Source organism: Duganella sp. HH101, from assembly GCF_001758795.1.
Classification (GTDB): Bacteria; Pseudomonadota; Gammaproteobacteria; order Burkholderiales; family Burkholderiaceae_D; genus Rugamonas; species Rugamonas rivuli.
On sequence record NZ_LRON01000042.1, the window covers coordinates 1 to 23,518 of the forward strand.

Here is a 23,518-nt window from a genome sequence, read left to right on the forward strand (position 1 = left end):
CCCATGAACCTTTACTGTAGCTTTGCATTGGACTTTGAATCAATCTGTGTAGGATAGGTGGGAGGCTTTGAAGCGGGGACGCCAGTTCTCGTGGAGCCATCCTTGAAATACCACCCTGGTTCATTTGAGGTTCTAACCTTGGCCCGTTATCCGGGTCGGGGACAGTGCATGGTAGGCAGTTTGACTGGGGCGGTCTCCTCCTAAAGTGTAACGGAGGAGTTCGAAGGTACGCTAGGTACGGTCGGACATCGTGCTAATAGTGCAATGGCATAAGCGTGCTTAACTGCGAGACTGACAAGTCGAGCAGGTACGAAAGTAGGACATAGTGATCCGGTGGTTCTGTATGGAAGGGCCATCGCTCAACGGATAAAAGGTACTCTGGGGATAACAGGCTGATTCCTCCCAAGAGTTCATATCGACGGGGGAGTTTGGCACCTCGATGTCGGCTCATCACATCCTGGGGCTGTAGCCGGTCCCAAGGGTATGGCTGTTCGCCATTTAAAGTGGTACGTGAGCTGGGTTTAAAACGTCGTGAGACAGTTTGGTCCCTATCTGCCGTGGGCGTTGGAAATTTGAAGGGGGCTGCTCCTAGTACGAGAGGACCGGAGTGGACAGACCTCTGGTGTACCGGTTGTCACGCCAGTGGCATTGCCGGGTAGCTAAGTCTGGAAGAGATAACCGCTGAAAGCATCTAAGCGGGAAACTTGCCTTAAGATGAGATTTCCCAGAGCCTTGAGCTCTTTGAAGGGTCGTTCGAGACCAGGACGTTGATAGGTCAGGTGTGGAAGTGCAGTAATGCATTAAGCTAACTGATACTAATTGCCCGTACGGCTTGTCCCTATAACCTTAGCAGGTTATGGTGAATAAGAAGTACGTTGGAACGTTCGTTGATACAACAACTTCATTACCCCATTTACTTACTTCTCCAGATTCGGAGCGCCGCTGAAAGCGTCGCTCGTACAAGTCAATGCCTGATGACCATAGCAAGTTGGTCCCACCCCTTCCCATCCCGAACAGGACCGTGAAACAACTCTGCGCCGATGATAGTGCTGCAACCAGTGTGAAAGTAGGTTATCGTCAGGCTAGTTATATAGAAAAACCCCCACCAGCCAGAACGCGCTCAAGATCGCGTTCAGTGCAGGTGGGGGTTTTTTGCGTCTGTCATGAGCGCGTCACGTAGCGCCGCTAAACTCGCCTTTTTTTCAATCGAGGCTCGTTAAGCATGAAAAACTTTTCCCTGATATCGCTCGCGGTGTTTTCCGTCCTGGCAGGCTGCGGCGGTAGCGACAACGCGGCGCCAGCTAAAACGCCGACCACCGGCGTCTTCCTGGACGGCGCGGTGGAGAACCTGGACTACGTCGCCGGCACTGCCGCGAAAGCCAGCACCTCGGCCAAGGGAGAGTTCACCTGCTATGCCGGCGATACCGTCAGCTTCAGCATCGGCGGCGTGGCATTGGGCAGCGCGCCATGTGCCGCCACCATCACGCCGTTGCAGCTGGCCGGTGTCACCGACGTCAAGGACAGCAAGGTCGTCAACCGCCTGCTGGCGCTGCAATTGCTGGACGAAGACAGCGATCCATCGAACGGCATCAAGATCGCCGCCGACGTGAAAACCGCGTTGGCCGCCAAGAGCGCAGACTTCACCATGGATGCCGCCGCCTTCAACACCGCGATGAGCGCCAACCTGACCACGGCCGGCGCCAAATACGCCGCCCGCACAATCGACGACAGCCGCCGCGCGCTGGTGCGCGAACACTTCGAAGATACGCTGGCCTCCAAGATCGGTACGCCCGTTGTCGAGTCATTCACGCAGAACACGCCACTGGGCGCAGTCGCCGTCAACGTCACGCGCTACCAGATCCAAGCTGCGGCCAGCTACTACGTACCGTACGAAGGCAGCAACGCAAAGGTTAAAGAGGACTTCCCTTTGGGCTTCCTGCCATCCTACGGATCGTCGCTGGCCTTCAAGGGCACCAACGCCAATGGCGATCTGGAGTTCTACGGCCTGACCGACCGCGGCCCGAACGGCGACGGTCCTAACCTGCCGTCGCTGAGCGGCGGCGGTGTCTCCGGCGCCAAGATCTTCCCATCGCCGAGCTTTACGCCGTCGTTCGGCGTGATCGCCGTCGGCAAATCCGGCGCGGTGCTGACGTCGTCGACACCGATCAAAGTCTCCGCCACGGTCAACGCTTCCGGCCTGCCGGTCGCACCGGGTGCGGTTGGCAACTCCGCCGAGCTGCCGGTGATGGATGCCCTGAAGTACGATGCCACCAGCAAGGCCACCTTCAACGCCGGCGGCCTGGATACCGAAGCCATCGTGGTCGACAAGAAGCGCAACGTGCTGTGGATCTCCGACGAATACGGCCCGTTCATCATCAAGCTCGATCCGGCCACCGGCATCATCCTCAACAAGTACGCGCCGGGCAGCGGCCTGCCGGACATCTTCCTGAAGCGCCGCGCCAACCGCGGCATGGAAGGTCTGACGCTGGACACCAGCACCGACAAGTTGCACGGCTTCCTGCAAAGTCCACTCACCGACGGCAGCGCGACCTATTCGGTGACGGGCAAGAGCGAGGCGATCGAACGCTACGCGCGTTTCACGCGTTGGGTGGAGTTCGATCCCACCACGGGCACCTCGGGCAAGATGTACGCGTACCCACTGGACGCCGCCGATTATCAGGACGGCCGTACCGGCAACGCCAAGCTGGGCGACCTTGTCGCACTGGGCAACGGCAAGTTCATCGTGATCGAGCAGGGCGCTGCGCCGAACGGCAAAGTGTTCAACAAGTTGATGCTGGTGGAGATAGGCGCGGCGACCGATATCGCCGGCTCGGCCTACAACGTCAAGACGTCTGACCTGGAGAAGAGCAGCATGAGCGGCACTGCCATCAACGGCGCCGACTGGAAAGCAGTGACGACGCTGAAGAAAACCCTGCTGCTGGACCTGAACGCAATCGGCTGGATGGCGGAAAAAGCGGAAGGCCTGACCATCGTCGACGGCAATACGCTGGCACTGGCCAACGATAACGACTTCGGCATGAAGACCAAAGTGTTCACCGCAGCCGGCGTGGCGGTGGATGATGCGGATGTCACCAAGTGCAATGTCGATGCGGCTGGCGCCATCATCACCAGCACTGCGGCGGGCTGCAATGCCGCGAACACGATCCGCGTTGCGCGCGGCGAGGACCGCGAGCGTCCAAGCCGTCTGTGGCTGATCAAATTCACCAAGGCGCTGACGGCGTTTTGATGAAGAGGCGGGCCAGGCGGCCCGCCTTTTTTACTTCGCGACGGCGTTCTGCTCGGCGATCAGTTTGGCGATTTGCGAATCGGTCTTCACCGGTTCGATCAGCAGCACCTGCTGACGGTTGAGCAGCATGCGGTCCGGGTTGTGGGCTTCGCCGCCACGCTTGATCAGCACACTGGTGATGGCCTTCGTCTCGGGATTCTGCCGGCCCTGGATGTAGAACACATCCCGCAGCGTCAGGTAGTCGCCGTCGGCGGGTTCCAGGCGACCGTAGAACATCTGGCCGTTGATCAGCGCCACCGCCTGATATGGCGTTTGCGTCGTTGGCCCCTGCTGGCCGTGCGTTCCCTGATAGGCGATGAAACTCAGCGCCACCGCGATGATGGCCGTGGCGAGCGCCGTCGTGCGGCCGGTTATGTTGTGCATAGGTGTCTCCCGATTTGAAAAGCAGCGCGGCAGCATAGCAGCTTGCGCGCACGTCGCACAGGCGCCGTGCAAGCGCGCCACAACGTCACGGGCATGTCATAAATTTATGGGATATTGAAGGTTTGCTCACACAATATCCGGGACAAACCATGCCGTTCGCGCTGTTGAAACCTCACTCCGCCATTCAATTCTTGCTGCTGGCTGCGGCCTTGCCGCTGAGCGCTTCCGCAGCCAGTCCGGTGATCGTCTTCCCCGGTACGCTGGGCAACGCCAACACCGATGCGCAAACGCTGGACAAGAACCAGACCGGCACCATCACCACGACCGGATCGCTGACGGTCGGAGGCGGCGCGGTGGCTGTCACCATCACCGGCAAGAACGCGACGCTGGATAACCAGGGCCTGATCAGCCAGACCGGCAACGGCCGCGTGGTCCGCGATAACACCGGCGTCACCGGCCTGGTCATCATCAACGGCAGCGCCGCCAACAAGGCCGCGAAGATGCTGGCCGCCGATGGCGACGTGATCCAGATGAACAAGGCCAATGCCAGTGTCACGCTGACCAACTACGGCTCGATGATCTCGGATAACGCCAGTGCTGGCGGTTCGCAGGTGGTGGACTTTGCCGCCATCGCCTCCGGCGCGAACATCGTAAACAACTATGGCCTGCTGCAGGCGAAGGAGGCGGACTCGGTGCGGACCGGTGTGGGCGGCGTGGTGAACAACTACGGCTCCATCGTCTCGACCACCAGCACCGGCAGCGGCAGCGATGGCATCGATGCGCAGAATAACAGCGGCGCGGTCATCCTCAACGGCGCGACCGGTTTGATCGACGGCGGCCGCCACGGCATCACCGGCGGCCAGAAGGATGGATCGCAGTCCTTCATCATGAGCATCACCAACGCGGCGGGCGGCGTTATCCGGGGCAGCAATGGCTCGGGCTTCAACCTGGACGGCGTTAATGGCAAGCAGATCGCCACCATCGTCAATCACGGCACCATCATCGGCACCGGTGTGACGGGCGACGGCGACGGCCTGGATATCGACGGCATCGCCAACGTCACCAACACCGGCATCATCCGCTCGGCCAACGCCTTCAGCGCGCCCGCCGACGGCCTGGCATACAGCGAAGGCCTGAGCGTCGGCGGCGGCGTGATCGTCAACTCCGGCACCATTGAGGGACTGGTCGCGGCAGGGAATACCAACGCCGTCGGACGCGGCATCACGCTGGCCGGCAACGACATCAGCGGCGCACCGGCCGGCACGCGCGAAGGCCTGTATGGCAATGCCACCATCACCAACCAGCAGGGTGGCTTGATACGCGGCCAGAGCGACTCGGCCATCGTCGCCGTGGGCGCGGCCAGCGGGTACGTCGTCACCATCAACAACAACGCCGGCGCCACCATCCAGGGCGGCGGCATCGTCAACGCCGCTATCAAGACCGGTGCGGACAACACGGTGATCGTCAATGCGGGCATCGTCAACGGCGCCAGCAGCGGCAAGGCGATTGAGATGGGCAGCGGGAAAAACAGCCTGACCATCACCGGCGGCAGCATCGCCGGCAGCATCAATGGCGGCAGCGGCGGCAGCAATACCATGGTCGTCAATCCGGGCGCGGGCAATAGCTTCTCGTATGCAGGCTCGATCTCGAATTTCAGCAATGTCGAGATCAAGAGCGGCGCAGTGGTTCTGTCGGGCGCGAGCACCTACAGCGGCGCCACGCAGATCAGCAGCGGCGTGCTGACCTTGGAGGGCGCGAACCGCCTGTCGGCCGATAGCGCGCTGGTGCTGAACGGCGGTAAGCTGCAGCTGGCCGGCGCCGGTGGCGCGAACGGACAGACCTTTGCCAGCCTGTCGCTGACGGATAGCTCGTCGGTGCAGCTGGGCGGTTCGTCGCTTACTTTCAATGGCTTGGGCGCCATCGTCAACGGCAAGACGCTGTCGTTCACCGAGGCCGCGTCGGGCGCCTACGCCTTCCGTCTGCTGGGCGACGTGACCGGCGATGCAGGCTTCCTGCAACTGGTTGGCGCCACCAGCATCAACGGCCTGGCGGTACGCTATCGTTTCGACGGCGCGTACACGAACGCGATGGCCGTGCCGGAGCCCGCCAGCTATGCGATGCTGTTGGCCGGCCTGGGCATGGTGGGCGCGATGGCACGCCGTCGCAGGCAAGTCAGTTAAGCGGCGCTGCCTTTGCTGATGCTCTCGCCATCCTGTTCGCGCAAGGACCAGAAGGTCAACGAGGACAGGATGGTGAGCACCGCCAGCGTCAGGAAGGCGTGATGCAGGGCGCCGGTGAGCGCCACGCGATTCGATTGCGGCAGGTCGCCGAGGAACCAGCCGGTGATCAGCGAGCCGGTGGCCAGGCCGAAACTCATCGACAGCTGCTGCATCGAACTGGCCATGGTGCTGGCCATGCTGGAATCGGCGCTCTCCACGTCGGCGTAGGCGATGCTGTTCATGGCGGAGAATTGCAGCGAATTGAAGAAGCCCAGGCACAGGCTGATCATCACGATCAGATACAGCGGAGTTCCCTGCTGGACGAACGAGTACATGCTGATGGTCAGGCCGATCAGCACCGTGTTGACGGTGAGGACCTGGCGATAGCCGAAGCGGCCCAGCACGCGCACTGAAATGAACTTCATACCCATGGCGGCAGCGGCGGATGGCATCATCAGCAGACCCGATTGCCAGGCCGGCAAACCCAATCCCAGTTGATACAGCAGTGGCAGCAGGAACGGCAGGCCGCCGATGCCGATGCGCGTGATGAAGCCGCCGACCACGGATACGCGGAAGGTGCGGATCTTGAACAACGCCAGTTGCAGCAAGGGGAAGGCCGCATCCCTGGCATGCCATACGTAGGCGGCGAGCAGGCTGCAGGCGATGAACAGCAGCACCGCTGCGGACGTGACGTCGATCTGGTGTTCGCCGAAAACCTCCAGCAGCCATGACAGCAGCGCCACGCCGGTTCCGAACAAGACCAGGCCGACCAGATCCAGCGGCCGCTCGCCGTCGCCGCGATAGTCCGGCATGTAGCGGTGCGCCAGGAAGATCGCCACCACGCCGACCGGCACGTTGACGAAGAAGATATCGCGCCATGTCAGCCAGTGCACGATCAAGCCGCCGACGGTGGGGCCGAGCAGGGGGCCGATCAGCGCGGGAATGATCACGAAGTTCATCGCCGCCAGCAGTTCGGATTTTGGGAAGGTGCGCACGATGGTCAGGCGGCCGACCGGCATCATCATTGCCGCGCCCAAGCCCTGCAACAGCCGGGCCGCCACCAGCATCGGCGAATTGACCGACAGGCCGCACAGCACCGACGCCACCGTGAATATCGCCACCGCGCTCATGAAAACGCGGCGTGTCCCGAAGCGGTCCGCCATCCAGCCACTGATCGGGATCGACACGGCCAGGCTGAGGATGTAGCTGGTGACGACGGCCTTCAGGCTGAGGGGAGTCACTTGCAGGCTGGCCGCCATGCTGGGAATCGCAGTGTTGACGATGGTGGAGTCCAGCTGCTCCATGAACAGGGCGGTAGCAACCACCCATGGAAGGTAGCTCTTGGCGGCGGTGGTATTCATACAGCCGATTGTCACACAAAAGCCACAGGAAGGTCATAAGGCCGTCATTAATCGGGCGTAAGTTGGCGCACATCGAAATGGCCGATGGAGTTGATATGGACGCTAAGTCGCTGTTCCCAGGTCGTCGTGGATTTATCCGGCAGATGGGCGCCACTGCCTTGCTGGGTGTTGGCGCAGGTGCTGGCCTGAGCGGTTGCAGCAGCACGGCGGCCAGCATCGCCGACGGCGCTGCGATCGGTTTCGATCATGGTGTGGCCAGCGGCGATCCGCTCGGCGACCGTGTGATACTGTGGACCCGCGTGACGCCACGCCGCAGCGATGAAAGCGGCGACGTTGCCGTCCGCTGGCAGATGGCCACCGATCCTGCGATGCAGATGGTGGTCGCCAACGGCAGCGTGACCACATCGGCGCAGAAGGACTACACCGTCAAGGTGGACGCCGCCGGACTGCTGCCGGGCCATGTGTACTACTACCAGTTCGCCGTCGATACGGTGAAGTCGACCGTCGGACGCACCAAGACGCTGCCGCGCGGAGATGTGCGCCAGGTGCGGCTGGCGGTGTTCTCCTGCTCGAATTATCCGTCCGGTTACTTCAACGTCTACGCCGACGCCGCGCGCCAGGACGACATCGACGCCGCGCTGCATATCGGCGACTACATCTACGAATACGAAAGCACCGGCTACGCCTGTGGCAACGCGGAGGCGCTGGGGCGCGTATCGGAGCCGCGCGAACTGCTGCTGCGGCTGGACGATTACCGCCGTCGCTACGCTCAGTATCGTACCGATCCCGATTTGCAGGCGGTGCATGCGGCGATGCCCTTCATCGCCGTGTGGGACGATCACGAATTCGCCGACGATACCTGGCGCGACGGTTCGGCCGAGCACAAGGCCACCGAGTACGGCCCCTTCACGCTGCGCAAGGTGGCGGCTATGACGGCTTATCACGAGTGGATGCCGATCCGCGCCCCAGATCCGGCATCGCCTGAAAAAATCTATCGCTCGTTCGACTTCGGTGGTGTGGTGTCGCTGCACATGCTCGATACGCGCCTGATCGGCCGCGACCAGCAGCTGATGATGTCGTCCTACTACGATGAGCACAAGCGCTTTAATGTGGAGAAGTACAAGCACGACGTCTGCTCGCCGCGCCGGCAGATGATGGGCGCCGAGCAGATGGCATGGCTGGAGCGTCAGGTGAGTGGCTCTAATGCGCGCTGGCAGATGCTGGGCCAGCAGGTGCTGATGGCGCGCATGGAGTATCCGACCGCCGTCGCCATGGGCGAATGCAATTGCACCGATTATTCGGCGTTGAAGAAGCGTGCCGCCGCCGATCCCTCCTGCGTCAGCAAGCGTGAACAGCGCTGGCTGTCCGCGCCGACGCTGCCCTGCTATATGGATTCGTGGGACGGTTATCAGAACGACCGTGAGCTGGTGTTCGCCATGATGCAGCGGCACCGCAAGAACATGGTGGTACTGGCAGGCGATACGCACAATGCCTGGGCCAGCGACCTGCATGACGCGCAAGGCCAGCAGGTTGGCGTGGAGTTTGCGACGGCGTCGGTGTCGTCGCCGGGGATGGAGGGCGCTTATCCGGACCGCGATCCCGAGGATGTGGCGAGCATGATGGTGGATCTGATCGAGCCGTTGTACTACGCGCAGACCAGCAAGCGCGGTTACATGATCGTCACCGCCAGCCACGAGCAGGTGCGCTGCGACTGGCGGTTTGTCGATACCGTTTTCAAGCACGAGTTCACGGCGGCGACGGAGCGCAGCCTGCGCACCTTGGCGGGGCCGGGCAACCGCCGTATCGAGGAATGCAGTAGCGTTTAGGCGATGACGGCGGGATTGTCCCAGCTGTCCTCGAACATGATGTCCGACAGCGGCCGGCGCTGGTCCCATTTTTCCAGTTCCAGCATGGGCGCGGTGTAGAACTCATGCACATGGCCGACGCACAACACGGCGATCGGCTGGCTACCGTCTGGCATGCCGCAGATGTCGCGCAGCTGCTGCGGATCGAACATCGACACCCAGCCCGCACCTACGCCTTCCGCGCGTGCCGCCAGCCAGAAGTTCTGCAGTGCGCAGGAGGCGGAAGCCAAATCCATCTCCGGCATGGTGCGGCGGCCGAACACATATTGGTCGCGCTTGTCGATCAGGCCCACCACCAGTACTTCGGCGCAGGCCAGTATGCCTTCCACCTTGAGCTGCATGAATTCTTCGGCGCGTTTTCCCAGTGCTTCAGCGGTCCTGATGCGCTCTTCGTTCACGTGCCGGTGTATCTGCGTGCGCAGCGCGGGATTGGCGATGCGAATGAAGCGCCATGGCTGCATCAGGCCGACGCTTGGGCCGTTGTGGGCAGCCGCGATGAAGCGCTCCAGCTGTCCCGGTACCAGCGGACCAGGCTTGAAGTGGCGGACATCGCGCCGTTCGCGGATAGCGCGGTAGACGCCTTCGATTTCAGCCTGCGCGAAGGCGTGCGGATTGACGACTGTGCTCATGCGGATGGAGCCTTTTCATGCAATGCCAGCAGCGCATCCAGCAGCGGCTGGGTGGCGTCGGCGATGCGATCCAGGCTGGCCTCGCGCAGTGCGCTGGTGTCCACGGTGTTTTCAGTTTGCAGGCCGGCCCAGCGCAGCAGAGCGCTGCTGGCTTGCGGCGTGTCGAACAGGCCGTGCAGGTAAGTGCCGAGGATCTGTCCATCGGCCGAACGCGCGCCTTCGGGGCGGCCATCGATGATGAAGGCCGGGGTATCGAGCGCGCCGCCGGTCGAGGTGCCCATATGGATTTCGTAGCCGCTGACACTGGCCTGGTCCGCATCGAAGGCGCACACACCCTGTACCTGCACCAGCCGTTTGTCGGCGGTCATTTCGGTGCTCATGTCGAGCAGGCCGAGCGCCGGCGAGGTGCCGGCCTTGCCCTCCATGCCCAACGGATCGGTCACGCTGTGGCCCAGCATCTGGAAGCCGCCGCAGACGCCGATCACCTTGCCGCCGTAGCGCAGGTGGCGGGCGATCTGCTCCGGCCAGCCCTGGGCGCGCAGCCAATCCAGATCGCCACGCGTGTTCTTGCTGCCCGGGAGGATGATCAGGTCGGCTGCAGGTATCGGCTCGCCCTGGCGCACGAAGCGAAGGTCGACGTCCGGGTGGGCGCGCAGGGCGTCGAAATCGGTGTGGTTGCTCATGCGCGGCAGGCTGGGGACCACCACGCGGAATGCGCCGCGCGAGGCTTGCACCGGCTGGACGGCGTCTTCGGCATCGAGGAACAGACCGTGCAGGTAGGGCAGCACTGCCAGTACCGGCTTGCCGGTCTGCTGTTCCAGCCATTCCAGGCCTGGCTCCAGCAGTTTGATATCGCCCCGGAAGCGGTTGATGACGAAGCCGATGGTGCGTGCGCGTTCGCTCTCCGACAGGCAGGACAGCGTGCCGACGATGTGCGCGAACACGCCTCCACGGTCGATGTCCGCCACCAGTATCACCGGGCAGTCGACCTTTTCGGCGAAGCCCATGTTGGCGATGTCGCGGTCGCGCAGATTGATTTCCGCCGGGCTGCCCGCGCCTTCGACCACCACGCTGTCGTACTGCGCCAGCAGGCGTTCGTGCGATTCCAGCACGGCCTGCATCGCCACGGTTTTGTATTGGTGATAGTCGCGCGCATTCATCTCGGCGCGCACCTTGCCGTGGATGATGACCTGGGCGCCGATGTCGCTCGATGGCTTGAGCAGCACCGGGTTCATGTCGGTATGCGGCGCCACGCCGGCGGCGATGGCTTGCAGCGCCTGGGCGCGGCCGATCTCGCCGCCGTCCGCCGTGACGGCGCTGTTGAGCGCCATGTTCTGCGGCTTGAACGGCGCGACGCGCACGCCCCGGCGCTTCAGCAGCCGGCACAGGGCTGCAACGACGGTGCTCTTGCCCGCATCGGAGGTGGTGCCCTGAACCATCAGGGTCGAATAAGGGAAGTTCATATCAGTTCTTGCGGTGCTGTCGCGCCAGTTCCAGTTTTTCGCACATGGCGGTGGTGCCGGCGACCATGCGGGGGCCGGCGCGGTTCAGCAGTTCGCCGTCGAGTGTGAACAGGTTGTCGTTGCGGACCGCTTTCATCGTCGTGTAAGGCTTCCACAGACCCACGCCACCGTAGTTCTTTTCGCTGGTGCCGAAGATCGCCTCGGGATCGGCCTGCAGCACCGCTTCGTTGCTGACCACCGGCGCCGTCACTTTCAGGTCGGCGAAGATGTTGACGCCGCCGCACAGACGCATGGCGTCGCTGACGATGGAGGTGCCGTTCAAAGTGTAGAGCGGCTTGTCCCACACCTGGTAGAACATCCGCACCGGCGGACGGTTGCCGTATTGCTTGGCCAGCGCGGCGAACTTCTGGCGGATCTCGGCGGCGGCAGGCTGCGCGACGGCCTCGGTGCCCATCAGCTGGCCGAGGCGCAGCACGTTGTCGGCGATGCCGTCCAGTTTAGTCGGCTCGCTGTGGAACATCGGGATATTCAGCTGGCGCAGCGTTTCGATCTGGCGTTCGGAGGCGCCGTGCATCCAGATGACGATCAGGTCTGGCTTCATGGCGATCACGCGTTCCATGTCGACCTGGCGGTTGTCGCCGACGCGCGGCAGTTTCTTTGCCGCTTCCGGGTAGTCGCTGTAGGTCACTGCGCCGACGATCTTGTCGCCGCCGCCGGCCGCGTACAGCAGCTCGGTCACGTGCGGCGCCATGGCGATGATGCGCTGCGCGGGCTTTTGCAGTGTGACGACGTTGCCGTCGTCGTCGCGCACCGTGATGGCGGCATGGGCGCTTGCCGCCATGGCCAGCATCGTCAGGCTCGCCAGCAGTTTGATCGTCGGTTTGTTCATATTGGTTCCTTGTTGATCCATTCTTTCAATGCCGATTCCAGGCGCTGCCATCCCGCTTCGTCGGGCGGCAGGCCGAGGCGGATGCCGCGCGCGGCCTGCTTGAACAGGCGCACCCATATGCCGCGTTCCGCCAGGTGCTGCCAGAAGGCTTCGGCGCGGTCTTCGCTCCACCATTGAAACAGCGCTGTGCCGGTGGCGCGGATGCCGTGCGCCGCCAGCAGCTGTTGCAGGCGTTGGCCGCCGGCGAGCAGTTGCTGCAGTGTGTTTTGCTGCCATGGCTGGTCGCGCAGGGCGGCCAGGGCGATGTGCTGCGCCGGGCCGCTGACGGCCCATGGGCCCAGCAGGTCGGCCAGCTCGCGCAGCAGGTCCGCATGGGCCGCCACAAAGCCGAGCCGGATGCCGGCCAGTCCGAAGAATTTTCCGACCGAGCGCAGGACGATCAGGCCAGGCTGCCCGCTGTGCGCGGCGACGCTGTTGTGCTGCGCCGTGTCACCGAAGGCTTCGTCGACCACCAGCCAGCCGCCGCGCGCCGCCAGTTGCCCCGCCCATTGCAGGAGCTGGGCGGCGGGGATGCTGGCGCCGGTCGGGTTGTTGGGGTTGCAGACGACGAGGACGTCGCTGTCGGCGACCGCTGCGTCCAGCGCGTCATATGGCGTCTGGGTCAGCGTGTGTCCGTGGCCGCTCCAGTGGTGCGCGTGTTCGGCATAGGATGGCGCGGCGACGGTGACGCGCGACGGTTTGCGCAAGCGGGGCAGGGCCTGGATGGCGGCCTGGGTGCCGGCGACCGGCAGCATCAACGGTGCGCCGTAGTAGGCGGAAGCGGCCAGCGCCAGTTCGGGATCTGGTTCCGGCAGACGGTGCCACGCGTTGCCAGGCAGTGCGGGCGCGGGATACCAGTGGGGATTGAGGCCGGCGGACAGGTCCAGCCAGTCGTCGCGGCCGAAGCGCAGCGCGGCGTCGCGCAGATTGCCTCCGTGTTCAAGCATGGACCATCTCCATCCATGCCGCGACGGCGCAGGCGACGGCCAGCCACAGCATCGTGGTGCGCGCGACCAGGCGCCATGCGCGGCTGATGTCGGCGCCGGTGGCCGGCAGGCCTTCGCCGAGTGGCGGGCGGTGTTCGATTTCGCCGTCGTAGATGGCGGCGCCGCCCAGCTGCACGCCGAGCGCGCCGGCGCCGCTCGACATCACCGGCCCTGCATTCGGGCTGCTCCAGGCCGGGGCCTGTGTGCGCCAGCACTGCCAGGCGCGCAGCTTGCCCTGGAGTCCGGGCGCCAGCAGCACGTAGGACAGCGCGGTCAGGCGTGCCGGAATGTAGTTGAGCGCATCGTCGATGCGGGCGGCGGTGCAGCCGAATTGCAGCAGGCGCGTGGTGCGGTAGCCCCACATCGCATCCAGCGTGTTCGCCATGCGGAACAGTACCGCGCCGGGGCCGCCGGCGACGATGAACCAGAACAGCGTACCGAAGACGGCGTCGTTGCCGTTTTCAAGCAGGGATTCGGCGCTGGCCTTGGTCAGTTCTATTTCGCTGGCGCTGGCGGTATCGCGGCTGACGATGCGGGCGGTCAGCAGGCGGGCATTGGGAAGATCGCTTTGCGCCAGCGCGTCGGCGATGGGCAGGTTGTGGTCGCGCAGGCTGCGCAGGCCGAGGCAGAAGTACAGCATAACGGCGTGTGTGATCCAGATCCAGGGCTGGGCGGCATTGATCCCCACAACTAGCAGTGTGGCGGCGGCGGTCAGCGGCAGTACCGCCAGCGCCCAGGCAAGCGCCCCGCGCCAGAAGCGCAGGCCCCCGCAGTTGAGGCGCCGTTCCAGCGCCATCGCCAGGTTGCCGAAGCCGACCAGAGGGTGCCAGCGCCGCGCTTCGCCCAGCGCCAGGTCGAGCAGAACGCCGGCGACCATCAGCAAGGCGATGACGCCAAAGCTCAAACCTGTCAGCACGAAGATCCTTTTAACACCAGCGGCAGCCCGGCGGCGACGAAGACCGCGCGGTCGCATATGGCTGCCATGGCCTGGTTCAGTCGCCCCTGTTCGTCCATGAAGCAGCGCGAGATGGCGCCGAACGGCATGATGCCCATGCCGACTTCGTTCGATACCAGCACGATGTCGCTGGTGCACTTGGCCAGCGCGCTGACCAGCATGTCCTGCTGTTCGTGGAACAGGGCCGGCAGCGCGATCTCGCCGACCTCCGGATACTCCTCGCCGCCGCTGAACAGCAGGTTGCTGAGCCACAGCGTCAGGCAGTCGACCAGGATCAGGCGGTCCGGCGAGGACCAGCGCAGCAGCTGGTTGCCCAGGGCAAGCGGCTCTTCGACAGTGATCCATTCGCTGGGCCGGCCGGCGCGGTGATGTTCGATACGGGCGGCCATTTCGGCGTCGCCTGCGGTGGCGGTGGCGATGTAGACGACTTCCTTGCCCGATTCGATGGCCAGGCGATCGGCGTATCCGCTTTTACCTGAGCGTGCGCCGCCCAGAACCAGTGTACGTGTCATGCTGCGCTCCTTGAAAACAGGGCGGCGACGGCCGCCGGATTTGATGGAAAATAGGCGTGAAAATACGAAGCTGCCAGAGATCCTACGCGGTACCAGGCTTCACCCTGTACGGCGGATGGATGTTTGATAGTGTACGCCGCAGGCTCCACTGTTGTCTCCAGTTTGGAGTAATGGAACGTGTGTCCGCGCAGGACGCCCTGCGCCGTCGTCAGCCCCTGCGAGCCTAGGCCGGCCAGGCGGGCCTGCATCGCCACAGCCCCGGGCAGCAGGCCGGCCATCGCCCATACCGCGCCGGCCTGGTCGGCCAGCGTATCGGCCAGCGCCATCATGCCGCCGCATTCGGCGACGATGGGCGTTCCGGCTGCATGCGCGGCGCGGATCGACGCCTGCCATGTGGACGCCTGCGACAGCGCTTCAGCGTGCAGTTCGGGATAACCGCCCGGCAGGTACACGGCGGTCGCTTCCGTCGGCACCGGTTGGTCGGCCAGCGGCGAGAAGAAGGTCAGCGTCGCGCCGAGTTGGCGCAAAGTGTCCAGGTTGGCCGGGTAGATGAACATGAAGGCCGGGTCGCGGGCCACGGCGATGGTCTGCCCGGCCAGCAGCGGCGGCTGCGGTTCTGTGGCCGGCGGCACCTCGATGCGCACGGGGCGCAGGCGTTCCCAGGCCGCCTCGTCGAACATCAACTGGTCCGCCAGATTGTCGAGCAGTTGGTCGATGTCGCCGATTTCGCCCGGCAGTACCAGGCCGAGGTGCCGTTCGGGCAGCGATTTCGCCTGGCGCGGCAAGGTCGCAAACAGTGGAATATCGCGCAGCGAGGCCGCCACCATTTTTGCGTGGTTCTCGCTGGCGACGCGGTTGGCGATCACGCCCGCCATCTCCACCGGGCCGTAGTCGCGCAGGCCGTGCACCAGCGCGCCGGCGGTTTGCGCCATGGCGCCGGCGTCGATCACCGCCATCACAGGCACGCCGAATTCGCGCGACAGGTCGGCGGACGACGGCGTGCCGTCATACAGTCCCATCACGCCTTCGATCAGTATCACGTCCGCTTCGGCGGCGGCTTGCGCCAGTTGGCGGCGGCACAGGTCATGGCCGACCATCCACAAGTCCAGCGAGCGCACGGGCGCACCGCTGGCGCGCTCCAGCAGCATCGGGTCGATGAAGTCCGGGCCGCATTTGAATACGCGCACCCGTTTGCCCTGGCGTGCCAGTTTGCGCGCCAGCGCGGCGGTGACGGTGGTCTTGCCCTGGCCCGAGGAGACGGCGGCCACCAGCAGGGCTTTGACTTCGATGTGCGTCGCCATTACCACTCGGTCCCGGCCTGTGCGCCGATGCCGGCCTTGAAGGCGTGCTTGACGACTTCCATTTCGGTGACGGTATCGGCGATGGCGATCAACTCCGGCGGCGCGCCGCGTCCGGTGATGACGACGTGCTGCATCGCCGGACGGGCCAGCAGGTCGTTGATGACGGTCTCCACGTCCAGGTAGCGGTACTTGAGGGCGATATTCAGTTCATCGAACACCACCAGGCCGATCTCCGGATCGGCCAGGAAGCGCTTGGCCTGTTCCCAGGCCAACTGCGCTTTTTCGATATCGCGTTCGCGGTTCTGGGTTTCCCAGGTATAGCCTTCGCCCATCGAGTGGAAGCTGACTTCTTCGGGGAAGCGGCGCAGGAACAGCTCTTCGCCGGTCTGCATCGCGCCTTTGATGAACTGCACCACACCGACCTTCATGCCGTGGCCCATGGCGCGTATCACCATGCCGAAGCCGCTGGAGCTTTTGCCCTTGCCGTTGCCGGTGTTGACGATGATGATGCCGATCTGCTTGTCGGCGGAGGCGATCTTGGCGTCGATGATGGCCTTCTTTCGCTCCATGCGTACGCGGTGGCGCTCGTTCAGTGCTGCGGTTTGTTCGTCGATGTCGCCGGTATTCTGTTGGTTCATGCAATGTCCTCGGATGGGATGAAGATGCTGCGCTTGCCGTGCTGGAGGATGTCGATCGGATGGCCGAGATAATCGCTGAGGATCTCGGCCCGCATCACTTCCGCCGTGGTGCCGGCCAGCCAGCGGCCGTCGCCCATCAGCAGCAGCGCGTGGGTGGAGACGCTGTGCGCCAGCGTCAAATCGTGGCCGATCATGATGGCGGTCTTGCCCTGCTCGCGGCACAAGCGCGCCAGCAGGCTCATAACGCTGACCTGGTGCGCCAGGTCCAGCGCATTGGCCGGTTCGTCGAGCAGCAGCAGCGGCGTATCCTGCGCCAGCATGGCGGCGATGGCCACGCGCTGGCGTTCGCCGCCGGACAAGGTGCGCAGGTCGCGCTCGGCCAGGTCGGCCACTTCCATCGCTTCCAGCGATTTCAACGCGATGGCGTGGTCGTCGCTGCCTTCCCAATAACGGTTGTCGTGATACGGGTGGCGCGCCGACAGCACGGTTTCGATGACGCTGTAGGCGAAGGCATCGCTGCGGCTTTGCGCCAGGAAGGCGCGCTGGCGTGCCAGCTCGGGCAGCGGCCAGTCGGGCAGGGCGCGGTTCTGGATGGTGACATAGCCGCTGTCGGGATCACGCAAGCCGGCCAGGGTCTTCAACAGGGTGCTCTTGCCGGCGCCGTTGCGGCCGATGACGCTCCAGCATTCGCCTTCGCGCACATGCCAGTTCAGATCCGCGATCAGCTGGCGGCGGCCGATTTTTAATGAGAGATTGTGAGTGCCTATCATTATTTGCGCAGCCGGTGAAGTTGATACAGGAAGACCGGGGCGCCGATCAGCGCCGTGACGACACCCACCGGCAGCTGTTGCGGCGCGATGATGGTGCGGGCCAGCGTGTCGGCCAGCAGCAGGAAGCTGCCGCCGGCCAGCGCCGCCGCCGGTATCAGCACGCGGTGGTCCGGGCCGACGGCGAAGCGGCAGGCATGCGGTACGATCAGGCCGACGAAGCCGACGCTGCCCGCGCTGGTGACGGCGCTGGCGGTCAGCAGGCCGGAAACGAAGAACAGGCCCTTGCGCAGCGCGCCGACGCGGATGCCCAGCGTGGCTGCAGCTTCGGCGTGCAGCGCCATCACGTTCATGGAGCGGGCGCTGCGCAGTGCGAATACCAGGGCGCCTGCTAGCACTATCCATGGCAGCGCGCGCATTGGTGCGCCGGCCAGGTCGCCGATCATCCAGAACACCATGCTGCGCAAGCGGCTTTCCGGGGCGATGGACAGCATCAGCGTCACCAGCGCCATGCAGGCGGAAGACAGGATCACGCCGGTCAGCAGCAGCAGGGCGGTGCCGCCGTCGGCCGCCGCGCCGCCGCGCAGGTCGCGCCGGGCCAGCAGATACAACATCATCGAGACGGCGACCGCGCCGGCGAAGGCCGAGGCGTCGACCATCCAGATGGCGCAGCCGAACAGCAGCGCTGCCAGCGCGCCGACCGAGGCGCCGGCGGAAATGCCAAGCACATAGGGATCGGCCAATGGGTTGCGCAGCAGCGCCTGCATCATCACCCCCGCCAGCGACAGGGCCGAGCCGGTGACGAAGGCGGTCAGCGCGCGGCTCAGGCGCAGGTCGAGCAGGGTCGATGCCAGGGTTTGGGTCTGGCCATGCAGCAGTTCACCGATTGCTGCGGGAATGTCAGAGAGGGGAATCGAGACCGAACCGGTCATGCCCGAGAAAATGAGGCTGGCAAACGCGAACAGCACCAACCCGATCAGGGTGATGGCGGCGCGCTGTCGCAGGTTGCGGGAGAAAGAATGCATGCACTGCTTTCAAAAAAGAGAGGCTGCCGGGCGCGCGGCGGATGCGCTCCACGCCCGGCAGGTTACACCATTACTGCTTATTTGTAGCCGTAGCGGATGCCGGCGAACAGCTTGGACATTGGCGTGGCGTAGTTGCGCGCCAGGTCGTACTGTTTGTCGTTGATGTTGTTCCAGCGGACCAGCGCCGACCAGTCACGGTTGAAGTGATAGGTCGCGTACAGGTTGACCAGGCCATAGCCGCCCAGGCGGTTATTGTTGGCTGCATCGTCATAGCGGTCGCCGGACAGCTGGAGCTCCACGCCGGCCTTCCAGGCGCCGGCGCTGTAGTCGGCCAGCAGGTTGCCGTGTTTTTTGGCGCGACGTTGCAGGCGCTTGCCGCTGGTTTCGTCCTTCGGGTCTTGCAGGTCGACGTTGGCGGCGAGGTTGAAGCGGCCCAGTTGCTGGCTCGCGGACAGCGTCAAGCCTTCAAGCAGGGCGTGGTTGACGTTGTAGGCGCAACCGCTGGTGTAGCCGGCGGAGCCGAACGGGCACGGGTTGGTGTTGACCAGCAGGTCGGTCAGGCGATTGCGATAGTAGCTGGCGCTGAGTGCGGTGGCGCCGCTGTCGTAGCGCAGACCGATTTCGGCGTTCTTGCCCAGCTCCGGCTTGTTGCGTGGATTGCCGTAGGACGGGTAGTACAGCTCATTGTAGGTCGGTGCGCGGAAGCTGGTGCCATAGCTGGCGGTGGCGCGCAGCGCCTGCGTGAAGTTGTAGCCATAGCCGAGGGAGCCGGTGGTCTTCGCGCCGTACATCGATTTGTCGCGGCGCGCGCTGGCGGTGAACAGGTTGTCGCCACGGCGGGCGTTGTACGAAGCCGCGAAGGAGTTGGTGGTGCGCTGCGGGTTATCCAGTTTGAAGCCGTTGGTCTCGACTTCTTCTTTACGGTGGCTGTACAGCAGTTGCAGCACGTCGGCGCCGACCTGCACATCATTCTGCCAGGTGAAGTCGGTCTGCTTGGTGTTGATCTGGGAATAGCCGGAAGCCAGGGGGCTGCTGTAGGTGGCGCCTTCGTCCTTGGTCTGCGAGTACTGCACCAGGCTTTGCCAGATCGGCAGGATCTGGTTCTTGCTGTAGATGGCGGCGTTTTCGAGTTTTGCATTCGAGCGCACATCGAAGGCGGCAGCGCCGTTGTCGTACTGGGATTCGAGCTTGCTGTGCAGGAGCAGCGCGCCGACTTCGTGGCCTTCGGCCAGGCGCAGGCCGAATTGGGCTGCTGCGCTTTCGTGGTCGTAGCCGTCCTTGTCGGCGTTGTAGGCTTTGCCGATGGCTGGGCGGGTGGCCGAGAAGCCGTCCGATTTTTCCTTGCCGGCGCTGATCGCGTAGCTGATGCTGTGTTCACCGCCGGTGGCGCCGGAGATCGAAGCGTCGGCTTCGCGGGTGTTGTCGGTGCCGTAGCCGGCGAAGGCGGTCAACGCCGGTGCGCCCTTGCCCTTCTTGGTGAAGATCTGGATCACGCCGCCGATGGCGTCCGCGCCATAAAGGGAGCTCAGTGGGCCGTAGATGATTTCGATATGATCGACGGCGGTCAGCGGAATGGCGCTCCAGTTGGCGGCGCCGGTGGTGGACGAGCCGATACGCACGCCGTCGACCAGCACGATATTCTGGTTGCTGTTGGCGCCGCGGATAAACACGGTGGAGTTGGTGCCGGCGCCGCCGGTGCGGGCGATCTCGATGCCGCGCTGGCGTTGCAGCAGGTCGACGATGGAGCCGGCGCCGGATTCGGCGATCTGTTCGGGGCTGATGGTCACGCTGTCGCTGATCACGTCGGCCAGCGCCTGCGGGTGGCGGGTTGCGGTGACGAGCACGGTGCCGGCGGTCGGTTCGGCGTGGGCATAGGAGGCGGCCATTGCCAGCGCCAGCGACGTCAGGGCCGCTGGACGGGAGATACGAAGGGTCATGATGTAGTTTTTCTGTTAATAGCAACCGGCCGACGTCCCCGTGGGCCAGATTGAACAGAAGCGGAGAACCGGGAATCGCCTGTTGCGCTCATCCAGTTCGTTCGCTTCCACCTGATTTGGCCGGTATCCGGGCTGGCAAGTTAAACCGCCTCACCTTCCCATGCGGAGCACAGTGGTTGTCAGAGGTGGTTTGTCGCGCATGCATTGCGACACTTGCTTACCGTTGCGGGGGCAGCACACGTGGGCCTTGGCTGCGTGAGCCGAGAGCTTCGTGTTTCCCGTTTAACTGCGCATCTGGACAGACGCGCGGGCACCAAAACCCCGTCATTATACGGGTTTGTGCCGCAACGGTCATGGGGCGGCGGTTCAGCTTTGCAGCGTCAGCGTGGCGCCATAGGCGATTTGATGCGGGTTTTGGGCCCCTTGCATGGCCATGTCGGCGGGAGCCAGGCCTGCGTGGCTGGCCGACAGCAGACGCATCGCGCCGGCATGACAGATGATGATGGCATCCCGCTGCTGGCGCTGGAGGTCGGCGTGGAAGGCCGCGATGCGGCAGGCCATTTGCAGCACGCTTTCGCCGCCGCCGGGACGGTATTGGACAAGATCGGCGGCCCAAGCGTCGATGTCGGCGCGGGGGATATCGTCCCAGGGCCGCAGCTCCCAGTCGCCGAAGTCGATTTCCGCGATGCGGGCGTCGAATAGCGGAGGGGCGGATTGCAGCGGCGCCGCCAGTTGCGTAGCCAGGGTGGCGCAGCGTTGTAGCGGGCTGCTATATATAGGGCGGCCGCGCGGCAGTGTGGCTGTCAGCGCGGCCAGTGTCTGCGCCAGTTGTTCCGGCGCGACCGCCAGATCGCTGCGGCCGTAGCACACGCCAGGAGCGATCAGCGGCTGCGGATGACGGACCAGTATCAGCTGCACGGCGTTACCAGGGGAGGGCGCCGTGGTGCATGCTGGCCAGTACGCACAGGTAGAACGCCACTTCGCTGAGTTGCTGCACCGCGCCGAGGCAGTCGCCCGTGTAGCCCGCGATGCGGCGGACGAATTTGCGGGCCAGCCAGATGGTGGCGATGCCGGCCGCGACGATGCCGGTCGCCAGTGCGCTCCAGGTCAGCCATCCGCAGGCGATCATCGCCAGTGCGGGAATGGCAGCGGTGACGGCTGCTAGCAGGAATTCAATGGTGCTCATCTTTTGTGCCAGCGGTTTAGCCTTGCCTTCGGCGCGCGCGTAATCGAGGCGCCAGATCAGGGAGGAGGCCATCAGGCGCGATAGCGGGTGGGCGACGAGCAGTGCGGCGATCGCAGCCAGCGGCGGCAGCATGGACAGCGTCGCGCATTTTGTACCGAGCAGGCAGATGATGCCGATGGCGCCATAGGCGCCGATGCGCGAGTCCTTCATGATCTCCAATACGCGCTCCGTCGTCATGCCGCCGCCAAAGCCATCGCACATGTCGGCGAAGCCGTCTTCGTGGAAGGCGCCGGTGGCGTAGATGCCGGCGGCGGTCGACAGCAGCACGGCGACCGGCGCGGGGAAGATCCAGGCCGCGAGCGCATAGACGCCGGCCGCAATCGCTGCCACCACCACGCCGACCAGCGGGAAGTAGCGCGAGGCCTGGTTCAGCCACGCGGCATCGAACCCCACCCAGCCAGGAATCGGCAGGCGGGTGAAGAACTGGAGTGCGGTGAAGAACAGGCGTAGTTGATGCACGGCGCTTACTCGGACTTCTCGCTGACCTGGGCCGATTCGAACGTGGCCATCTGGTTCAGGAAGTTGACCGAAGCATGCAGCAGCGGCAGGGCCAGTGCGCAGCCGGTGCCTTCGCCCAGGCGCAGGCCCAGATTCAGCAGCGGCTTCGCGCCAAGCGCGGCCAGCATCTGCAGGTGGCCGTTTTCGTTGGAGCAGTGGGCGAAGACGCAGTAATCCAGGATCGCCGGTTGCACGCGTGCCGCAACCAGCAGCGCGCTGGTGACGATGAAGCCGTCGATCAGCAGCACTTTGCGTAGTTCGGCCGCTTTCAGCATGGCGCCGGCCATCATGGCGATTTCCAATCCCCCGAAGGTGGCCAGTACGTCCAGCGGCTCCACTGCGGCGGTGTGTTTGGCCACTGCCGCTTCGATCACGTGCTGCTTATGCAGAATGCCTTCGGCAGAGAGGCCTGTGCCGGCGCCCACGCATTGCGCGACCGGTATGCCGGTCAGCTTGTGCATCAGCGCTGCGGCGGCGGTGGTGTTCCCGATGCCCATTTCGCCGAAGCCGACCACGTTGCCTTTCAGGTCTGCGGCCAGTGCCATACCTGCGGCCAGTGCGGCCTCGCAGGTGGCGCGGCTCATCGCCGGTTCTTGCGCGAAGTTCTGCGTGCCGTGGGCCAGCTTGCGGTCGATCAGGCCATCGCGTGGGCCGAAGTCGTGATTGACGCCGGCGTCGATAACGCGCAGTTCGCAGTTGTTCTGCGTGGCGAAGACGTTGATGGCGGCACCGCGTGCGAGGAAGTTCTCTACCATCTGCCAGGTCACATCTTGCGGGTAGGCGGAGATGCCTTCAGCAACCACGCCGTGATCGGCGGCGAACACCAGGATGGCCGGCTGCGTGATCGCGAGCTCGCGAGTGTTCTGTATAAGGCCGATTTGTTTGGCCAGCGATTCCAGTACGCCCAGGCTACCCAGCGGCTTGGTTTTATTGTTGATGGCTTTGTCCAGCAAGGCAGCCAGCGTCTCGTTATGAGTAGTAGGGATAGTTGGAATAAACATGTGAGCGACTTATAAATCGGTGAAGTCGGTATTTTACCCTTGCAAGCAGCGGCTGCTCTTGCTATAGTTCGCCTCCCCGCAAAACGCAGCATGCAAATGCAGCGAAGAGCAGGAAAAAAGAGGGTTGACGAAAACAGCGAAACGCTTCATAATCTTCCTTCTTCGCAACTGACAAACACAACGCTTTGTCAACGGTTGCAAGCAGTACCGAATTGAAGTTCTTTAAAAATTAACAGTCGATAAGTGTGGACGTTTGATGAAAGTGCACAGCAGGCTAGTTCTGCTGATACTTAAAATATCAAATGTTCACAAGAAGTAATGAAATAGGCGCTACGAAAGTAGTGGCCTGTCAGTATTTTGAGTGAGCGACCCGTCAGCAATGACGGTGGCAGAAATGCCAAATAAACAGAGATTAAACTGAAGAGTTTGATCCTGGCTCAGATTGAACGCTGGCGGCATGCCTTACACATGCAAGTCGAACGGCAGCGCGGGGCAACCTGGCGGCGAGTGGCGAACG

19 protein-coding genes, 3 rRNA genes and 1 riboswitch are annotated in these 23,518 nt (G+C 63.9%); of the genes, 6 read left to right on the plus strand and 16 right to left on the minus strand.

The features are described 5' to 3' along the window. From DUGA2_RS31445 to DUGA2_RS31455, 3 genes are all read left to right on the plus strand, one after another. Window positions 1–840 (plus strand): 23S ribosomal RNA (locus DUGA2_RS31445); the annotation flags it as partial. Between the two features lie 130 nt (window positions 841–970). Next, window positions 971–1,083 (plus strand): 5S ribosomal RNA (gene rrf, locus DUGA2_RS31450). Window positions 1,084–1,222: 139 nt separating this feature from the next. Further along, complete coding sequence (locus DUGA2_RS31455) at window positions 1,223–3,247, plus strand: esterase-like activity of phytase family protein (RefSeq protein WP_070273215.1); 2,025 nt, start codon at window positions 1,223–1,225, stop codon at window positions 3,245–3,247. A gap of 30 nt (window positions 3,248–3,277) precedes the next feature. On the opposite strand, the gene DUGA2_RS31460 is transcribed toward DUGA2_RS31455, so the two are convergent. Beyond that, window positions 3,278–3,670, minus strand: coding sequence for a hypothetical protein (locus DUGA2_RS31460; RefSeq protein WP_070273216.1), 393 nt, complete (start codon window positions 3,668–3,670; stop codon window positions 3,278–3,280). A 149-nt stretch (window positions 3,671–3,819) separates the two neighbouring features. Between DUGA2_RS31460 and DUGA2_RS31465 the strand changes: the two genes are divergently transcribed. After that, the gene (locus DUGA2_RS31465; RefSeq protein ID WP_070273217.1) at window positions 3,820–5,850 is read left to right on the plus strand and encodes a PEPxxWA-CTERM sorting domain-containing protein; all 2,031 of its coding nucleotides are present in this window, start codon (window positions 3,820–3,822) and stop codon (window positions 5,848–5,850) included. Here the strand turns inward: DUGA2_RS31465 and DUGA2_RS31470 are convergent. After that, window positions 5,847–7,250: a DHA2 family efflux MFS transporter permease subunit gene (locus DUGA2_RS31470; RefSeq protein WP_070273218.1), complete on the minus strand. Its 1,404-nt coding sequence runs from the start codon at window positions 7,248–7,250 to the stop codon at window positions 5,847–5,849. The genes DUGA2_RS31465 and DUGA2_RS31470 overlap by 4 nt on opposite strands. 95 nt (window positions 7,251–7,345) lie before the next feature. On the opposite strand from DUGA2_RS31470, the gene DUGA2_RS31475 reads away from it, so the two are divergent. After that, window positions 7,346–9,076, plus strand: coding sequence for an alkaline phosphatase (locus tag DUGA2_RS31475; protein ID WP_070273219.1), 1,731 nt, complete (start codon window positions 7,346–7,348; stop codon window positions 9,074–9,076). Here the strand turns inward: DUGA2_RS31475 and bluB are convergent. From bluB to cobT, 14 genes are all read right to left on the minus strand, one after another. Next, the gene (gene bluB / locus DUGA2_RS31480; protein WP_070273220.1) at window positions 9,073–9,744 is read right to left on the minus strand and encodes a 5,6-dimethylbenzimidazole synthase; all 672 of its coding nucleotides are present in this window, start codon (window positions 9,742–9,744) and stop codon (window positions 9,073–9,075) included. The two genes, DUGA2_RS31475 and bluB, sit on opposite strands and share 4 nt — an antisense overlap. Next, entirely contained in the window at window positions 9,741–11,207 is a 1,467-nt protein-coding gene (locus DUGA2_RS31485; protein ID WP_070273221.1) for a cobyric acid synthase, read from the minus strand. Before DUGA2_RS31485 ends, bluB begins: the two co-directional genes overlap by 4 nt. Window position 11,208: 1 nt before the next feature. Further along, window positions 11,209–12,096: a cobalamin-binding protein gene (locus tag DUGA2_RS31490; RefSeq protein WP_070273222.1), complete on the minus strand. Its 888-nt coding sequence runs from the start codon at window positions 12,094–12,096 to the stop codon at window positions 11,209–11,211. Further along, on the minus strand, window positions 12,093–13,082 hold the full coding sequence (cobD, locus tag DUGA2_RS31495; RefSeq protein ID WP_070273223.1) for a threonine-phosphate decarboxylase CobD: 990 nt from the start codon (window positions 13,080–13,082) through the stop codon (window positions 12,093–12,095). Before cobD ends, DUGA2_RS31490 begins: the two co-directional genes overlap by 4 nt. Next, entirely contained in the window at window positions 13,075–14,037 is a 963-nt protein-coding gene (gene cbiB / locus DUGA2_RS31500) for an adenosylcobinamide-phosphate synthase CbiB (protein ID WP_070273224.1), read from the minus strand. Before cbiB ends, cobD begins: the two co-directional genes overlap by 8 nt. Continuing rightward, on the minus strand, window positions 14,031–14,588 hold the full coding sequence (cobU, locus tag DUGA2_RS31505; protein WP_070273225.1) for a bifunctional adenosylcobinamide kinase/adenosylcobinamide-phosphate guanylyltransferase: 558 nt from the start codon (window positions 14,586–14,588) through the stop codon (window positions 14,031–14,033). Before cobU ends, cbiB begins: the two co-directional genes overlap by 7 nt. Then, the gene (locus DUGA2_RS31510; protein ID WP_070273226.1) at window positions 14,585–15,889 is read right to left on the minus strand and encodes a cobyrinate a,c-diamide synthase; all 1,305 of its coding nucleotides are present in this window, start codon (window positions 15,887–15,889) and stop codon (window positions 14,585–14,587) included. Before DUGA2_RS31510 ends, cobU begins: the two co-directional genes overlap by 4 nt. Beyond that, window positions 15,889–16,527, minus strand: coding sequence for a cob(I)yrinic acid a,c-diamide adenosyltransferase (gene cobO, locus DUGA2_RS31515; protein WP_070273227.1), 639 nt, complete (start codon window positions 16,525–16,527; stop codon window positions 15,889–15,891). The genes DUGA2_RS31510 and cobO overlap by 1 nt, the downstream gene beginning before the upstream one ends. Further along, complete coding sequence (locus DUGA2_RS31520; protein WP_070273228.1) at window positions 16,524–17,297, minus strand: ABC transporter ATP-binding protein; 774 nt, start codon at window positions 17,295–17,297, stop codon at window positions 16,524–16,526. Before DUGA2_RS31520 ends, cobO begins: the two co-directional genes overlap by 4 nt. Then, window positions 17,297–18,319 carry an iron ABC transporter permease gene (locus tag DUGA2_RS31525; protein WP_070273229.1) on the minus strand — a complete coding sequence of 341 codons (1,023 nt, stop codon included), beginning with the start codon at window positions 18,317–18,319 and terminating at the stop codon, window positions 17,297–17,299. The genes DUGA2_RS31520 and DUGA2_RS31525 overlap by 1 nt, the downstream gene beginning before the upstream one ends. Before the next feature lie 77 nt (window positions 18,320–18,396). Next, complete coding sequence (locus DUGA2_RS31530; protein ID WP_070273230.1) at window positions 18,397–20,256, minus strand: TonB-dependent receptor domain-containing protein; 1,860 nt, start codon at window positions 20,254–20,256, stop codon at window positions 18,397–18,399. 100 nt (window positions 20,257–20,356) lie between these two features. Further along, a riboswitch (cobalamin riboswitch) is annotated at window positions 20,357–20,589 on the minus strand. Between the two features lie 33 nt (window positions 20,590–20,622). Beyond that, entirely contained in the window at window positions 20,623–21,174 is a 552-nt protein-coding gene (locus tag DUGA2_RS31535) for a histidine phosphatase family protein (protein ID WP_070273231.1), read from the minus strand. A gap of 4 nt (window positions 21,175–21,178) precedes the next feature. Next, window positions 21,179–21,961, minus strand: a complete 783-nt coding sequence (locus DUGA2_RS31540) for an adenosylcobinamide-GDP ribazoletransferase (protein ID WP_070273232.1) — start codon at window positions 21,959–21,961, stop codon at window positions 21,179–21,181. 5 nt (window positions 21,962–21,966) lie between these two features. Continuing rightward, the gene (cobT, locus tag DUGA2_RS31545; protein WP_070273233.1) at window positions 21,967–23,001 is read right to left on the minus strand and encodes a nicotinate-nucleotide--dimethylbenzimidazole phosphoribosyltransferase; all 1,035 of its coding nucleotides are present in this window, start codon (window positions 22,999–23,001) and stop codon (window positions 21,967–21,969) included. Between the two features lie 414 nt (window positions 23,002–23,415). Between cobT and DUGA2_RS31550 the strand changes: the two genes are divergently transcribed. Beyond that, window positions 23,416–23,518 (plus strand): 16S ribosomal RNA (locus DUGA2_RS31550); the annotation flags it as partial.

Bases quoted from the DNA above. Each gene is read 5' to 3' on its own strand.
- cobT (WP_070273233.1), bottom strand. From the start codon at position 23,001: ATGTTTATTCCAACTATCCCTACTACTCATAACGAGACGCTGGCTGCC.
- cobD (WP_070273223.1), bottom strand. From the start codon at position 13,082: ATGCTTGAACACGGAGGCAATCTGCGCGACGCCGCGCTGCGCTTCGGC.
- DUGA2_RS31485 (WP_070273221.1), bottom strand. From the start codon at position 11,207: ATGAACTTCCCTTATTCGACCCTGATGGTTCAGGGCACCACCTCCGAT.
- DUGA2_RS31490 (WP_070273222.1), bottom strand. From the start codon at position 12,096: ATGAACAAACCGACGATCAAACTGCTGGCGAGCCTGACGATGCTGGCC.
- DUGA2_RS31525 (WP_070273229.1), bottom strand. From the start codon at position 18,319: ATGCATTCTTTCTCCCGCAACCTGCGACAGCGCGCCGCCATCACCCTG.
- cobU (WP_070273225.1), bottom strand. From the start codon at position 14,588: ATGACACGTACACTGGTTCTGGGCGGCGCACGCTCAGGTAAAAGCGGA.
- DUGA2_RS31530 (WP_070273230.1), bottom strand. From the start codon at position 20,256: ATGACCCTTCGTATCTCCCGTCCAGCGGCCCTGACGTCGCTGGCGCTG.
- DUGA2_RS31510 (WP_070273226.1), bottom strand. From the start codon at position 15,889: ATGGCGACGCACATCGAAGTCAAAGCCCTGCTGGTGGCCGCCGTCTCC.
- DUGA2_RS31465 (WP_070273217.1), top strand. From the start codon at position 3,820: ATGCCGTTCGCGCTGTTGAAACCTCACTCCGCCATTCAATTCTTGCTG.
- DUGA2_RS31520 (WP_070273228.1), bottom strand. From the start codon at position 17,297: ATGATAGGCACTCACAATCTCTCATTAAAAATCGGCCGCCGCCAGCTG.
- DUGA2_RS31475 (WP_070273219.1), top strand. From the start codon at position 7,346: ATGGACGCTAAGTCGCTGTTCCCAGGTCGTCGTGGATTTATCCGGCAG.
- DUGA2_RS31460 (WP_070273216.1), bottom strand. From the start codon at position 3,670: ATGCACAACATAACCGGCCGCACGACGGCGCTCGCCACGGCCATCATC.
- DUGA2_RS31470 (WP_070273218.1), bottom strand. From the start codon at position 7,250: ATGAATACCACCGCCGCCAAGAGCTACCTTCCATGGGTGGTTGCTACC.
- bluB (WP_070273220.1), bottom strand. From the start codon at position 9,744: ATGAGCACAGTCGTCAATCCGCACGCCTTCGCGCAGGCTGAAATCGAA.
- DUGA2_RS31455 (WP_070273215.1), top strand. From the start codon at position 1,223: ATGAAAAACTTTTCCCTGATATCGCTCGCGGTGTTTTCCGTCCTGGCA.
- cobO (WP_070273227.1), bottom strand. From the start codon at position 16,527: ATGAACCAACAGAATACCGGCGACATCGACGAACAAACCGCAGCACTG.